This window comes from Pseudomonas sp. PDM01, assembly GCF_014852325.1.
GTDB classification, from domain to species: Bacteria; Pseudomonadota; Gammaproteobacteria; order Pseudomonadales; family Pseudomonadaceae; genus Aquipseudomonas; species Aquipseudomonas migulae.
Genome location: NZ_JACVBK010000006.1, coordinates 416,223 through 429,253 on the forward strand (window position 1 = coordinate 416,223; position 13,031 = coordinate 429,253).

The following is a 13,031-nucleotide window of genomic DNA, read 5'->3' on the forward strand; positions in this document are numbered from 1 at the left end:
TAACCAGACCTCATTATTCGCCGACGCTGATCTTCAGGCCAGCAGCTATTGCAAAAGGTGTCAGGGTTATCGCCAGGGCGGTCAGGCTACCAAGCCACAGGAGATAACCGATCGCCGGCATGCCCTGCAATGCCGCCTGCAAGGCGCCACTGCCGAGAATCAACACCGGGATGTACAACGGCAGAATCAGCAGCGCCAGCAACAAGCCGCCCCGCTTCAAGCCTACCGTCAGGGCCGCGCCCACCGCACCGAGCAGGCTCAGCACCGGTGTACCCAGCAACAGGGAAAGCAGCAACACGGGCAGACAGGCGGTGGGTAAACCGAGCATCAACGCCAGCAGTGGAGCGAGCAAAACCAGTGCCAGACCAGAGAAGGCCCAGTGTGCCAGTACCTTGGCCAAAACCAGAAGAGGCAGGGGGTGCGGCGAAAGGACCCACTGCTCAAGGGAACCGTCTTCGAAATCACTGCGGAAAAGCCCGTCCAGCGAGAGCAAAACCGATAAAAGGGCTGCCACCCAGACCAGTCCCGGAGACAAGGTTTGCAACAATTGAGACTCGGGACCGACCGCCAACGGGAACAGCGAAACCACGATCGCGAAGAACACCAACGGATTGGCCAATTCCGCCGGACGGCGGAACAACAAGCGAGCCTCACGGGCGACCAACAGGCCGAAAACACTCATACGGCCCAATTCCCCAGATCAATGTCGCGATAGCCGGTCGGCATTCGACTCAGCGTGTGGTGCGTGGTCAGTACCACCATGCCGCCACGCTCACAGTGCGCGGCCAGGTGTTCTTCGAGTTGCGCCACGCCTTGCTTGTCGAGCGCAGTGAACGGCTCGTCGAGGATCCACAGCGGCGGGCTGTCCAGATACAACCGTGCCAGGGCCACGCGGCGTTGCTGACCGGCGGACAGGGTGTGGCACGGAACATCTTCGAAACCGCGCAGTCCGACAGCAGCAAGCGCTGCCCAAATGGCTTCATGGGAGGCCGGTTGATGCAGCGCGCAGAGCCAGCTGAGGTTTTCTTCGGGGGTCAGCAGATCCTTGATGCCCGCGGCATGACCGATCCACAGCAGATTGCGCGCCAGTTCGCTGCGTTGTTCGTTCAGCGGCTGGCCATTGAGCAGCACTTGACCGGCGGTCGGTTGCATCAGGCCCGAAAGCAAACGCAAAAGGCTGGTTTTGCCACTGCCGTTGGGGCCGCTGATTTGCAACATTTCGCCACTGGCCAGTCTCAATTCGAGATTTTCGAAGAGCAGTCGAAGGTCTCGCTCACAAGCAAGGGCAACGGTTTGCAGGACAGGACTGGTCAAGAGATCACGGGCCTTTACGGTTCAAGTCGGCGGCGGAACGGCCGCTAAAGAGATGCAGCATAGATGCATTGGCGGCCTGTTCTAGAGAGCTGCGTCAAACAAATGCAATGTTTTCGCCACTCTGTGAAAGACGGGCGGCATTATACATGCCATGCCCCACTCTAAAGAGGGCAATTTCCTCAGGTTGTGACCGCGTATGACAGGCGAAATGAACATCCTCCCGCTACCACCGACCACGCCCGCGACGTCGCGCCCGCAGGTGGTGAGTGGCGAACTGCTCAAGCTGCTGACGCCGATGGAGGGCCTGATTACCGTCGGGCAGACCGCCAAAGCCGAAGTGCTGTCGCTGAAGCAGGCGGATCAGTCCTTTCAACTGCTGCTCAAGGTCACCCTTGAAAACGGCCGTCAGACCACGGTTCAGGCCACCAGCAGCCAACCGTTGCCACAGGGCACGAACCTGGCAATTACCCAGCCATCGGCCGGCAACCTCGCCGTGACGGTGCAACAAGCCATTGCCTCCAGCGTCGCCACCCTCACCCGCATCGACACCACACAACTGCCGGTGGGCACCCTGCTGCAAGGCAAAGTGCTGACCTCCCAGGTGCTGCCGCAAGTGCCGGGCCAGCCGACGGTGTTTCGTTCGATGGTGAGCTTGCTCAATACGGCGCTGAGCGGCAGCACCCTGAACATCGACAGCCCGACGCCGCTACGCATCGGCACTTTGCTGAGCGCGCTGGTGCAAGACACCCAGACCCTGAAATTCGTCCCGCTGAGCAGCCGCCAGGAACAACTGGCCGTCACCCAACAACTGGTCAGCCAACAGAGCCGCCAGGGCTCGCTGGACGGATTACTGAAACTGCTGCAAAACCTGCCAGTCTCGAATCAGACGTCCAGCGACCTGCGGGCCGCCGTGGACAAGTTGCTCGCCGGCCTGCCGGACGTGCAGCAACTCAGCACGCCAAAAGGCCTGGCCCAGGCGCTGGCCAATAGCGGGCTGTTCCTTGAAGCGAAACTGCTCGCCGGGACGAATCCGACGCTGGCACCGGACATGAAAGGTGATTTGCTGAAGTTGATCGCGCAACTGACACCGGGGTTGCCGGCCAACACCAACCTCAATGCGATCATCGCTGCCAACACGCTGGCCCAGACCATGCCTAGCTTTGTGCGTAGCGCCCTGGGCATGCTCGGGCAGGTCAGTGCCAAACCGCAGCCGACCAGTTTTCCTCTGCCGGAACGCTTCCTGCAGAGCGCGGACGGCGAAGGTGATCTGGAGCACTTGCTGCGTCTGGCGGCAGCGGCGGTTTCACGCCTGCAAAGCCATCAACTGTCGAGCCTGGAGCAAACCGGCGTCACAGACGACGGTCGGCTGATGAGCACCTGGCAGCTGGAAATCCCGATGCGCAATATGCAAGACATCGTGCCGTTGCAGGTCAAGTTCCAGCGCGAGGAAGCACCGGAGAAAGAACAACCCAATGAACGCCGTGACGAACGCGAGCCCAAGCAACAACTGTGGCGCGTCGAGTTGGCGTTCGACATGGAGCCGTTGGGGCCGTTGCAGATTCAGGCGCAGTTGATCAACGGCAGTCTGTCCAGCCAGCTGTGGGCCGAGCGGCCGTACACCGCGAGTCTGATCGAGAGCAATCTTGTCGGGCTGCGCGAACGCTTGCTGGCATCTGGCCTGAATGTCGGCGATCTCGATTGCCACCTTGGCACACCGCCGCAAGGTCCTCAAACCCGTCTGGAACAACGCTGGGTCGACGAAACCGCATGAGAAATCCCGATACTCCACGCCAGGCCATCGCCCTCAAGTACGACGGTACCCACGCCCCTACCCTCACGGCCAAGGGCGACGAGGAACTGGCGGAAGAAATCCTCAAGATTGCCCGCGATTATGAAGTACCGATCTACGAAAACGCCGAGCTGGTGAAATTGCTCGCGAGGATGGAGCTTGGGGACAGTATTCCGGAGGAGTTGTATCGCACGATCGCCGAGATCATTGCGTTTGCCTGGAATCTGAAAGGCAAGTTTCCGGCGGGACATGACCCGAGTGCGCCGATGATCGAGAAGGACATCACCGATCGCGGGGATGATTACTGAGGTTTCAAAGACGCCATCGCTGGCAAGCCAGCTCCTACAGTTTTTTGTGGTGTAGCACGAACCTGTGAACACCACTGACCTGTAGGAGCCGGCTTGCTGGCGAGGTGGCCCTGAGGCTTGCACCGCCCTTTCGGACGCCATCGCTGGCAAGCCAGCTCCTACAGTTTTTTGTGGTGTAGCACGAACCTGTGAACACCACTGACCTGTAGGAGCCGGCTTGCTGGCGAGGCGGCCCTGAGGCTTGCACCGCCCTTTCGGACGCCATCGCTGGCAAGCCAGCTCCTACAAGTGCGCCGTCGTGTGAAAAATCCGGGAACACACCAAACTCTGTAGGAGCCGGCTTGCCGGCGAAGCGGCCTTGAGTCTTGCAGCGCCCTTTTTGGCCACCATCGCCAGCAAGCCGGCTCCTACAAAAGCTATGTCAGTTCTTGTGCAGCTTGCTCATCAACTCCGCCTCAGCCTGGGTCAAGCCGCAGGACTGAGTCAGTTCATCGACGCTCGCGCCCATTCCGACCAGGCGCGCTGCCTGGGCAAACGACAGGCTCGACGGGTCGCGCTGTTCAAGCTGAGCCAGCTTGTCCGGCAACGGCCCGACCACCGCGCGCAGCTCGTGCAGGTCTTCCCCCATGCGCACGCTGCCGTTCTGGTAGTTGTCAACGCGTTTGCCCAGGTCCTTGATGCGCTGATCGCGCAGCGCATCGCCCTCGGCCTGTTGCGCAGCGATCCGCCGCTGACCGCGAATGTACGCCAGAAACATTGCCAGCGTGCCTGCCCAGAAGAGGAACAGGACAATGACCGCAACCTCAAGAATCAATCAGATACTCTCCAGTTCCGACCATTCTTCTTCGCTCATCATCTTGTCCAGCTCGACCAGGATCAGCAATTCGTTGTTCTTGTTGCACACGCCTTGAATGAACTTGGCGGACTCTTCGTTACCCACGTTCGGCGCGGTTTCGATTTCCGACTGACGCAGGTAAACCACTTCAGCCACGCTGTCGACCATGATCCCGACCACTTGCTTGTCGGCTTCGATGATGACAATCCGGGTGTTGTCGCTGATCTCGGCATTCATCAGGCCGAAGCGCTGACGGGTGTCGATTACGGTAACCACATTGCCGCGCAGGTTGATGATGCCCAGCACGTAGCTCGGGGCACCCGGGACCGGGGCGATTTCGGTGTAACGCAGGACTTCCTGAACGCGCATCACGTTGATGCCGTAGGTTTCATTGTCCAGCTTGAAGGTTACCCATTGCAGGATCGGATCTTCGGAACCTTTTGCAGACGACGCCTTATCATTCATACCCTGACCCCTCGAAAAACCGCCCTAGCGGTGTGTGTTCAGTGCGATGGCAAGTCACTTGCCCCGCGTGTTTTTTATGTCGGTTTGTGAGACGGCTTGCCGCCGCCCATGTGCTTCGCCCCACCGCTGGCGATCAGCTCGGCCAGTTCGGAAACGTCGAGCAACGCACACATGTGTTCAATCACCGTGCCCGCCAGCCATGGCCGTTGACCCCGGTGGGTGCGCCATTTGATTTCGTTCGGGTCCAGGCGCAACGAGCGGCTGACCTGATGCACTGCAAGCCCCCACTCGTAGCCCTGAACCGAAATAACGTATTGCAGGCCCTGACGGAAGTCATCGCGATAGCGGTCGGGCATGACCCAACGGGCGGTATCGAGCACTTTCAGGTTGCCGGCCTGGCTCGGCAGGATTCCGAGGAACCATTCCGGCTGACCGAACAGCGGTGTCAGTTCCTGACCGGCCAGGGAATAAATCGAGCCGAGGCACACCAGCGGCACCGCCAGGGTCAACCCGGCGACATCGAACAACAGGCATTCGAACGGCTCGGCGGCCCACGCAGGACGGCCGTTGGTTTCCACTGGCGGCGGCGTGTTGCTCGGCGGCAGATGGACTTCGACGATCGGCGGCACGAGCGCTTGCAACTGCGGTGCGGTCGGCGGGACCAGCTCTTGTAGCAGCGGAGCGGTCGGCGGAACCAGCGCTTGCAGCAGCGGTGCGATGGTAGATACCGGCGCCAGGGCCGGGACCGGCGCCTCCATCAGCGCCACCGGGGCTTTCACCACAGGTGCGGTGACCGGCGCGGCAACGGCTGGCGGTTTCTCGGCCGGCTTCTGCGCATCGCGCGCCTGCTCTTCAAGCACCGCGGCCTGGAATTCGTCCAGCGCCGCTTCAACCTCGACCACCTCGGGAATCGCTTCGATTTCCGGCGGCAACTCTTCGGTTGCGTCCATCAACAAGCTGTCCAGATAGGACTGGAGCGCAAGTTGCGGACGGGAAGTGATTTTTACCGGGCGATTCATCTCACGCCACCTGCGCAACGGATTGCTGCGTCAGCAAGTGCTTGAGCAGCGCGCGATAGGCCAGCACGCCGCGGCTCTTGCCGTCGAATTGCGAAGGCGTCACGCCGGCACGGCTGGCGTCGCGCAAACGCGTATCGACCGGGATGTAGCCTTGCCAGATTTCTTCCGGATACTTGTCGCGCAACACCCGCAAGGTCCCGAGCGACGCCTGCGTGCGCCGGTCGAACAGGGTCGGCACGATGTTGAATGCCAATGGCTGCTTACGCGAACGGTTGATCATCGCCAGCGTATTGACCATGCGCTCCAGGCCTTTGACCGCCAGGTGCTCGGTCTGCACCGGAATCACCAATTGCTGACTGGCCGCCAAGGCATTGACCATCAGCACGCCGAGCAACGGCGGGCTGTCGATCACCGCGTAATCGAAGTCCTGCCACAATTGCGCCAGGCTCTTGGCAATCACCAGCCCCAAACCACTCTGCCCCGGCGACTGGCGCTCAAGCGTCGCCAGCGCGGTGCTGGACGGCAACAGGGAAATACTCGCGTGACTGGTGGGCAACAGCAATTGACCGGGCAAGCCTTGCGGCACGCTGCCCCGGTGCAGGAACAGGTCGTAGCTGCTGTGTTCCAGGCTGTCGGGGTCGTAACCGAAGTAGCTGGTCATCGAGCCGTGGGGATCGAGATCGACCACGACCACGCGCTTGCCCGCCTCAGCCAGCAACCCGGCTAAAGCGATAGAGGAAGTGGTTTTACCAACACCACCCTTTTGATTGGCAACGGCCCAGACTCTCATTCGGATTGTTCCTCCCGGTCGATTCGACCGGGAAATAGCTCAACGTGTTAATGCGGGTGACGGAGAATTGACGGCGCTCTCTCGTCCCGGCGACTTGACTGGTGCAGGTGCAGTTTGTGTGCCAGCACGCTTCAACGCGGCATCCGGTTGCGCATGAGCGGTTCCGGTGCCGGTAAGGCTGCGACGGACATCAAGATTTCGTGACACCACCAACACCACACGACGGTTGCGCGCACGGCCTTCGGCGGTCGCGTTGTTGGCCACCGGCTGGAATTCGCCGTAACCCACCGACGCCAAACGACCAGGATTTACCCCCTGCATCGCCAGCATCCGCACGATGCTCGCCGAACGGGCCGAGGACAGCTCCCAGTTGGTCGGGTATTGCGCGGTGCGGATCGGTTGATCGTCGGTGAAACCTTCGACGTGAATCGGGTTGTCGAACGGCCTCAGGATCACTGCGACTTTATCGATGATGTTGAATGCCATGTCGCTGGGCATGGCATCGCCGCTGCCGAACAACAGGCTGGAATTGAGTTCGATCTCGACCCACAGCTCGTTGCCGCGAACGGTCATCTGGTTGGAGCTGATCAAGTCGCCGAACGCGGCGCTGATGTCATCGGCAATGCTTTTCAGCGGATCGCTGGCACCGGCGATGCCGGCGTCGACCTGTTCGCTGTCCTTGACCAGCGGCTTGGCCGGGGTCACGGTTTTCGGACGCTCTTCACCGATGGGGATCGGCTGGAGCGAACGATCCGAATCGGTGAACACGCCGATCAACGCTTGCGAGATGATCTTGTACTTGCCTTCGTTGATCGAAGAGATCGAGTACATCACCACGAAAAAGGCGAACAGCAACGTAATGAAGTCGGCATAGGAAACGAGCCAGCGTTCATGGTTTACATGTTCTTCAGGTTGTCGACGGCGTGCCATAGTCCATGTCTCCCATCAATCCATGAAGCCCTGAAGCTTCAACTCAATAGAGCGAGGGTTTTCACCTTCGGCGATCGACAGGATGCCTTCCAGCAACATTTCGCGATAACGCGACTGACGCATTGCAACGGATTTGAGTTTGGCGGCAATCGGCAACAGCACCAGGTTGGCACTGGCGACGCCGTAGATGGTGGCGACGAAGGCCACGGCGATGCCGCTGCCCAGTTGCGACGGATCGGCCAGGTTGCCCATGACGTGGATCAGGCCCATCACCGCACCGATGATGCCGATGGTCGGCGCGTAGCCGCCCATGCTTTCGAAGACTTTGGCGGCTTCGATGTCGCGGCTTTCCTGTGTGTAGAAATCCACTTCCAGAATGCTGCGAATCGCTTCCGGCTCAGCGCCGTCCACCAACAGTTGCAGGCCTTTGCGCGAGTAGGCGTCAGGCTCGGCGTCGGCGATACCTTCCAGACCGAGCAGACCTTCCTTGCGGGCGGTCAGGCTCCAGTTCACCACGCGGTCAACACCGCCGGCCAGGTCCACGCGCGGCGGGAACAGGATCCAGCCAACAATCTGCATGGCGCGCTTGAACGCGCTCATCGGCGATTGCAGCAGCGCCGCGCCGACGGTCCCGCCGAGCACGATCAACGCTGCCGGACCGTTGGCCAGCGCGCCGAGATGGCCGCCTTCAAGGAAGTTGCCACCGATGATGGCGACGAACGCCATGATGATCCCGATAAGGCTGAGTACGTCCATCAGATGCACGCCTCGACCAGGTGCTTGCCAATGTCGTCGAGACCGTACACCGCATCGGCGAGTTCGGCTTTGACGATGGCCATCGGCATGCCGTAGATCACGCAGCTGGCTTCATCCTGAGCCCAGATCGAGCTGCCGCCCTGCTTGAGCAGGCGCGCGCCTTCACGACCGTCGGCGCCCATGCCGGTCAGTACCACCGCCAGAACTTTGTCACCGTAGGACTTGGCAGCCGAACCGAACGTAATGTCCACGCACGGCTTGTAGTTCAGACGTTCGTCGCCCGGCAGGATTTTCACCGCGCCACGGCCGTCGATCATCATTTGCTTGCCACCCGGCGCCAGCAGCGCCAGGCCCGGACGCAGGATGTCGCCATCCTCGGCTTCCTTGACGCTGATGCGGCAGAGCTTGTCCAGGCGCTCGGCGAACGCCTTGGTGAAGGCGGCCGGCATGTGCTGGATCAACACGATCGGGGCCGGGAAATTGGCCGGCAGCTGGGTCAGAACCCGTTGCAGGGCAACCGGGCCGCCCGTGGACGTACCGATGGCAACCAGTTTGTAGGCTTTGCGTTTCGGCGCTGGCGACGATGGGCTGGCTGCGAATGTGCGAGCCGGGGTCGGTGCCGGTGCCGGACGAGCAGGTGCGCTGCTGCCATAACTGCCGATGCTGGAAGGCGCAGGTGTCGGCGCGGGTGCAGCGACCGGTGCCGGCGCGCTGTAGGCGCTGACACGACGGTTACTGCGCGAGATGCTGAGAATCTTCTCGCACAGCAGTTGCTTGACCTTCTCGGGATTGCGCGAGATGTCTTCGAAATTCTTCGGCAGGAAATCCACCGCGCCGGCATCCAGCGCGTCCAGGGTGACCCGGGCGCCTTCGTGCGTCAGCGAGGAGAACATCAACACCGGGGTCGGGCAGCGCTGCATGATGTGCCGCACTGCCGTGATGCCATCCATCATCGGCATCTCGTAGTCCATGGTGATCACGTCCGGCTTGAGGGCCAGGGCCTGATCGATCGCCTCTTTTCCGTTGGTCGCCGTACCGACGACCTGGATATTCGAATCCGCTGAAAGAATTTCCGAGACGCGGCGGCGGAAAAACCCCGAATCGTCCACCACCAGGACTTTGACTACCATAAACACTCCGTTAGGCGGGGGCGAGGCTTCGTCGCCCCGCTCCCCCAGAATCAAATACGCCGTGCGGCGTAACGCTTGAGCATGCTCGGAACATCGAGAATCAGCGCAATGCGACCGTCACCGGTGATGGTGGCGCCCGACATGCCCGGGGTTCCCTGGAGCATTTTGCCCAATGGCTTGATGACCACTTCTTCCTGGCCGACCAGTTGATCGACAACGAAGCCGATCCGCTGGGTGCCCACCGAAAGGATCACCACATGGCCTTCACGCTGCTCTTCGTGAGCGGCGGAGCTGACCAGCCAGCGCTTGAGGTAGAACAGTGGCAGCGCCTTGTCCCGCACGATCACCACTTCCTGGCCGTCCACCACGTTGGTGGTCGACAGGTCGAGGTGGAAGATCTCGTTGACGTTCACCAGAGGGAACGCGAACGCCTGGTTGCCGAGCATGACCATCAGCGTCGGCATGATCGCCAGGGTCAACGGGACCTTGATGACGATCTTCGAGCCCTTGCCCTTGGTCGAGTAGATATTGATGGTGCCGTTGAGCTGGGCGATCTTGGTTTTCACCACGTCCATGCCCACGCCACGACCCGACACGTCGGAAATCTCGGTCTTGGTCGAGAAACCCGGTGCGAAGATCAGGTTGAAGCAGTCGGATTCGCTGAGGCGGTCTGCCGCATCCTTGTCCATCAAACCTTTCTTCACCGCGATGCCGCGCAACACGTCGGCGTCCATGCCCTTGCCGTCATCGGAGATGGACAGCAGGATGTGGTCGCCTTCCTGTTCAGCGGACAAAATCACTTTGCCGCTGCGCGGTTTGCCCATCGCTTCGCGATCGGCCGGCTCTTCGATACCGTGGTCGACCGAGTTGCGCACCAAGTGGACCAGCGGGTCGGCCAGGGCCTCGACAAGGTTTTTGTCGAGGTCGGTTTCTTCGCCGACCAGTTCCAGGTTGATCTCTTTCTTGAGCTGGCGAGCCAGGTCGCGAACCAGACGCGGGAAGCGCCCGAAGACTTTCTTGATCGGTTGCATCCGGGTCTTCATGACCGCGGTTTGCAAGTCGGCCGTGACCACGTCGAGGTTCGACACGGCTTTGGACATGGCTTCATCGGCGCTGTTGGCACCCAGGCGAACCAGGCGGTTACGCACCAGTACCAACTCGCCGACCATGTTCATGATTTCGTCGAGACGCGCGGTGTCGACCCGCACGGTGGTCTCGGCTTCGCTGGCCGGTTTTTCCGCAGGCGGCGCGGCCGCTGCACGGGCAGGCGCCGGTGCAGCAGCAGCGGCGGCAGGTTTCGGTGCAGCGGCGGCAGCAGGCTTCGCTGCTTCGGCTTTTGGCTCGGGCGCCTTGGCGACAGGTGCCGGGGCCTTGGCGACGGGCGTAGCTACCGAAGAGGCGGCGGAACCGGTGCCGACTTCAGTGAACTTGCCTTTGCCATGCAATTCGTCGAGCAGTGATTCGAACTCGTGATCCGAGATCAGATCGCCGCCAGCCGCTGCTGCGGTTGGCGCAGCCGGGGTCGGTACCGAGGCAATGGCCGATTCCAGCGCGTCGACGGCAAAGTTGCCCTTGCCGTGCAGCTGATCGAGCAGTGCTTCGAACTCATCGTCAGTAATGTCGGAACTGTCACCTGGCGCTTTCGGCGCAGCCGGTGCGGCAGGCGCAGCGGGTGTTGCCACCGCGTCGACGGCGAACTGGCCTTTGCCGTGCAACTGATCGAGCAACGACTCGAACTCGGCATCGGTGATTTCATCGCTGGTCGCGGCATCGCCGGCCGGCAGCGCAACAGCGGCCGGGGCCTCAGCCTGAGCCTTGACGGCGTTCAGCGAGTCCAGCAGTTGTTCGAATTCGTTATCGGTGATGTCGCCTGATTCGGCTTCGGCAGCCGGCTCTTCCACCACTTCAGCCACAGGTGCGGCTTGATCGGCGGTTTGCGGCTCGGCCAGACGGGCCAGGGCTGCAAGCAATTCAGGCGTGGCGGCCGTTATCGGGCCGCGCTCGCGGACTTCGCTGAACATGCCGTTCACCGCGTCCAGCGCTTCGAGAACCACGTCCATCAATTCCGAATCGACGCGACGTTCACCCTTGCGCAGGATGTCAAACACGTTCTCGGCGATGTGACAGCACTCCACCAGCTCGTTGAGCTGGAGGAAGCCGGCGCCCCCTTTTACAGTGTGAAAACCGCGAAAAATTGCATTGAGCAAGTCCGCATCATCCGGTCGGCTTTCAAGCTCGACCAGCTGTTCGGACAGTTGCTCTAGAATCTCGCCGGCCTCAACCAGGAAATCCTGAAGGATCTCTTCATCGGCGCCGAAGCTCATTAAGGGGGTGCTCCTAAAGGTCTAAAAACCTAAAAAACCTAAAATGCTAAAAAATCTAAAATCCTAGGCTGGATAACAAATCGTCCACATCGTCCTGACCGGACACAACGTCTTCTCTTTTATCGGCATGAATCTGCGGACCTTCACCCTGAGAGAGATGTTTTTGCGGATCTTTTTCTGCAAGCATCGCTTCACGGTCATGTTCGATGCCCGCAAAGCGGTCCACCTGACTGGCCATAAGCACGAGCTTGAGCAGGTTGCTTTCAACTTCAGTGACCAATTGGGTCACACGCTTGATCACCTGACCGGTGAGGTCCTGGTAATCCTGAGCGAGCAGAATGTCGTTGAGGTTGCTCGACACCGCGCGGTTGTCCGCGCTGCTACGTGCCAGGAAACCATCGACACGCCGTGCCAGTTCACGAAACTCCTCAGCCCCGACTTCGCGACGCATGAACCGCCCCCAGTCCGTGCTCAGCGCCTGAGCTTCATCGCTCAGGCTGTTGACCAGCGGCGTGGAGTTTTCGACCAGATCCATGGTGCGGTTGGCTGCGGCCTCTGTCAGCTTGACAACGTAACCCAGACGCTCGGTGGCATCTGTGATCTGGGACACTTCCTCGGCTTGCGGCATGTGCGGGTCAATCTGAAAATTGACTATCGCACTGTGCAGCTCGCGGGTGAGCTTGCCCACTTCCTGATACAGGCCGCGGTCACGGGTCTGGTTGAGCTCATGGATCAGTTGCACAGCGTCGCCGAACTTGCCTTTTTCAAGGCTTTCGACCAGTTCGACCGCGTGTTTTTTCAGGGTCGATTCAAAATCGCCCTGTGAAGATTCGTTTTGGTCCATAGCTTCCCCGTGGCGCAGTTTCTCAACCGATGCGTTCGAAAATCTTCTCGATTTTTTCTTTCAACGCCTGGGCCGTGAAGGGTTTGACCACATAGCCGTTTACGCCGGCCTGGGCCGCTTCGATGATCTGCTCGCGCTTGGCCTCAGCGGTCACCATCAGCACTGGCAGGTGCTTGAGCTTTTCATCGGCGCGCACGTGGCGCAGCAGATCGATACCGGTCATGCCAGGCATGTTCCAGTCCGTTACCAGAAAGTCGATGCTTCCGCTGTTGAGAACCGGAATGGCGGTGATGCCATCGTCAGCCTCGACCGTGTTGGTGAACCCAAGGTCACGCAACAGGTTTTTTATGATCCGCCGCATCGTTGAGAAGTCATCAACGATGAGGATTTTCATGTTCTTGTCCAATTCGACCTCCAAGCAGTCTTAAACGCGCCCAGCACCTGGACGCGCCATTTCAATCAATCCGGCAAAGCACTCAATGACTGTCTGGAGCACAACAGATCGAGACCGGCGCAGTTCAACACCA

The 13,031-nt window shown here is 60.5% G+C and carries 14 protein-coding genes; 2 read left to right on the forward strand and 12 right to left on the reverse strand.

The genetic code is table 11. From position 1 onward, the window contains the following. Positions 1–13: 13 nt before the first annotated feature. Positions 14–682: a heme exporter protein CcmB gene (gene ccmB / locus IB246_RS17895; protein WP_008026823.1), complete on the reverse strand. Its 669-nt coding sequence runs from the start codon at positions 680–682 to the stop codon at positions 14–16. Beyond that, the gene (gene ccmA / locus IB246_RS17900) at positions 679–1,314 is read right to left on the reverse strand and encodes a cytochrome c biogenesis heme-transporting ATPase CcmA (RefSeq protein WP_008026825.1); all 636 of its coding nucleotides are present in this window, start codon (positions 1,312–1,314) and stop codon (positions 679–681) included. Before ccmA ends, ccmB begins: the two co-directional genes overlap by 4 nt. Positions 1,315–1,510: 196 nt before the next feature. Here ccmA and IB246_RS17905 point away from each other — a divergent pair, with 196 nt between their 5' ends. Continuing rightward, a complete protein-coding gene (locus IB246_RS17905) occupies positions 1,511–3,085 on the forward strand; it encodes a flagellar hook-length control protein FliK (protein WP_008039838.1) in 1,575 nt (524 codons plus the stop codon). Beyond that, positions 3,082–3,411 (forward strand): EscU/YscU/HrcU family type III secretion system export apparatus switch protein, encoded by a 330-nt coding sequence (locus IB246_RS17910; RefSeq protein WP_008026830.1) that lies wholly within the window; start codon positions 3,082–3,084, stop codon positions 3,409–3,411. The genes IB246_RS17905 and IB246_RS17910 overlap by 4 nt, the downstream gene beginning before the upstream one ends. 421 nt (positions 3,412–3,832) lie before the next feature. On the opposite strand, the gene IB246_RS17915 is transcribed toward IB246_RS17910, so the two are convergent. The 10 genes from IB246_RS17915 to IB246_RS17960 form a co-directional block, all read right to left on the reverse strand. Continuing rightward, a complete protein-coding gene (locus IB246_RS17915; RefSeq protein ID WP_008039837.1) occupies positions 3,833–4,225 on the reverse strand; it encodes a DUF2802 domain-containing protein in 393 nt (130 codons plus the stop codon). Then, on the reverse strand, positions 4,226–4,711 hold the full coding sequence (locus IB246_RS17920; RefSeq protein WP_008024622.1) for a chemotaxis protein CheW: 486 nt from the start codon (positions 4,709–4,711) through the stop codon (positions 4,226–4,228). It lies immediately after the preceding gene. A gap of 74 nt (positions 4,712–4,785) precedes the next feature. Further along, the gene (locus IB246_RS17925) at positions 4,786–5,730 is read right to left on the reverse strand and encodes a CheW domain-containing protein (RefSeq protein ID WP_008039836.1); all 945 of its coding nucleotides are present in this window, start codon (positions 5,728–5,730) and stop codon (positions 4,786–4,788) included. Position 5,731: 1 nt separating this feature from the next. After that, on the reverse strand, positions 5,732–6,520 hold the full coding sequence (locus IB246_RS17930; protein ID WP_008039835.1) for a ParA family protein: 789 nt from the start codon (positions 6,518–6,520) through the stop codon (positions 5,732–5,734). Positions 6,521–6,559: 39 nt separating this feature from the next. Continuing rightward, positions 6,560–7,450 carry a flagellar motor protein MotD gene (gene motD, locus IB246_RS17935; protein WP_008024618.1) on the reverse strand — a complete coding sequence of 297 codons (891 nt, stop codon included), beginning with the start codon at positions 7,448–7,450 and terminating at the stop codon, positions 6,560–6,562. Positions 7,451–7,465: 15 nt separating this feature from the next. Next, positions 7,466–8,206, reverse strand: coding sequence for a flagellar motor protein (locus tag IB246_RS17940; RefSeq protein WP_008039834.1), 741 nt, complete (start codon positions 8,204–8,206; stop codon positions 7,466–7,468). Further along, the gene (locus tag IB246_RS17945) at positions 8,206–9,336 is read right to left on the reverse strand and encodes a protein-glutamate methylesterase/protein-glutamine glutaminase (protein WP_008039820.1); all 1,131 of its coding nucleotides are present in this window, start codon (positions 9,334–9,336) and stop codon (positions 8,206–8,208) included. Before IB246_RS17945 ends, IB246_RS17940 begins: the two co-directional genes overlap by 1 nt. Before the next feature lie 50 nt (positions 9,337–9,386). Next, positions 9,387–11,660 carry a chemotaxis protein CheA gene (locus IB246_RS17950; protein WP_008039818.1) on the reverse strand — a complete coding sequence of 758 codons (2,274 nt, stop codon included), beginning with the start codon at positions 11,658–11,660 and terminating at the stop codon, positions 9,387–9,389. 55 nt (positions 11,661–11,715) lie between these two features. Continuing rightward, entirely contained in the window at positions 11,716–12,504 is a 789-nt protein-coding gene (locus IB246_RS17955) for a protein phosphatase CheZ (protein WP_008039817.1), read from the reverse strand. A gap of 22 nt (positions 12,505–12,526) precedes the next feature. Further along, positions 12,527–12,898, reverse strand: coding sequence for a chemotaxis response regulator CheY (locus IB246_RS17960; RefSeq protein ID WP_008006721.1), 372 nt, complete (start codon positions 12,896–12,898; stop codon positions 12,527–12,529). Between the last annotated feature and the right edge of the window lie 133 nt (positions 12,899–13,031).

What these genes read in the sequence shown, in the direction of transcription:
- IB246_RS17950 (WP_008039818.1), bottom strand. Translation starts at nt 11,660, where the DNA reads ATGAGCTTCGGCGCCGATGAAGAGATCCTTCAGGATTTCCTGGTTGAG.
- IB246_RS17910 (WP_008026830.1), top strand. Translation starts at nt 3,082, where the DNA reads ATGAGAAATCCCGATACTCCACGCCAGGCCATCGCCCTCAAGTACGAC.
- IB246_RS17920 (WP_008024622.1), bottom strand. Translation starts at nt 4,711, where the DNA reads ATGAATGATAAGGCGTCGTCTGCAAAAGGTTCCGAAGATCCGATCCTG.
- IB246_RS17955 (WP_008039817.1), bottom strand. Translation starts at nt 12,504, where the DNA reads ATGGACCAAAACGAATCTTCACAGGGCGATTTTGAATCGACCCTGAAA.
- motD (WP_008024618.1), bottom strand. Translation starts at nt 7,450, where the DNA reads ATGGCACGCCGTCGACAACCTGAAGAACATGTAAACCATGAACGCTGG.
- IB246_RS17940 (WP_008039834.1), bottom strand. Translation starts at nt 8,206, where the DNA reads ATGGACGTACTCAGCCTTATCGGGATCATCATGGCGTTCGTCGCCATC.
- IB246_RS17945 (WP_008039820.1), bottom strand. Translation starts at nt 9,336, where the DNA reads ATGGTAGTCAAAGTCCTGGTGGTGGACGATTCGGGGTTTTTCCGCCGC.
- IB246_RS17925 (WP_008039836.1), bottom strand. Translation starts at nt 5,730, where the DNA reads ATGAATCGCCCGGTAAAAATCACTTCCCGTCCGCAACTTGCGCTCCAG.
- IB246_RS17960 (WP_008006721.1), bottom strand. Translation starts at nt 12,898, where the DNA reads ATGAAAATCCTCATCGTTGATGACTTCTCAACGATGCGGCGGATCATA.
- IB246_RS17905 (WP_008039838.1), top strand. Translation starts at nt 1,511, where the DNA reads ATGACAGGCGAAATGAACATCCTCCCGCTACCACCGACCACGCCCGCG.
- ccmB (WP_008026823.1), bottom strand. Translation starts at nt 682, where the DNA reads ATGAGTGTTTTCGGCCTGTTGGTCGCCCGTGAGGCTCGCTTGTTGTTC.
- IB246_RS17930 (WP_008039835.1), bottom strand. Translation starts at nt 6,520, where the DNA reads ATGAGAGTCTGGGCCGTTGCCAATCAAAAGGGTGGTGTTGGTAAAACC.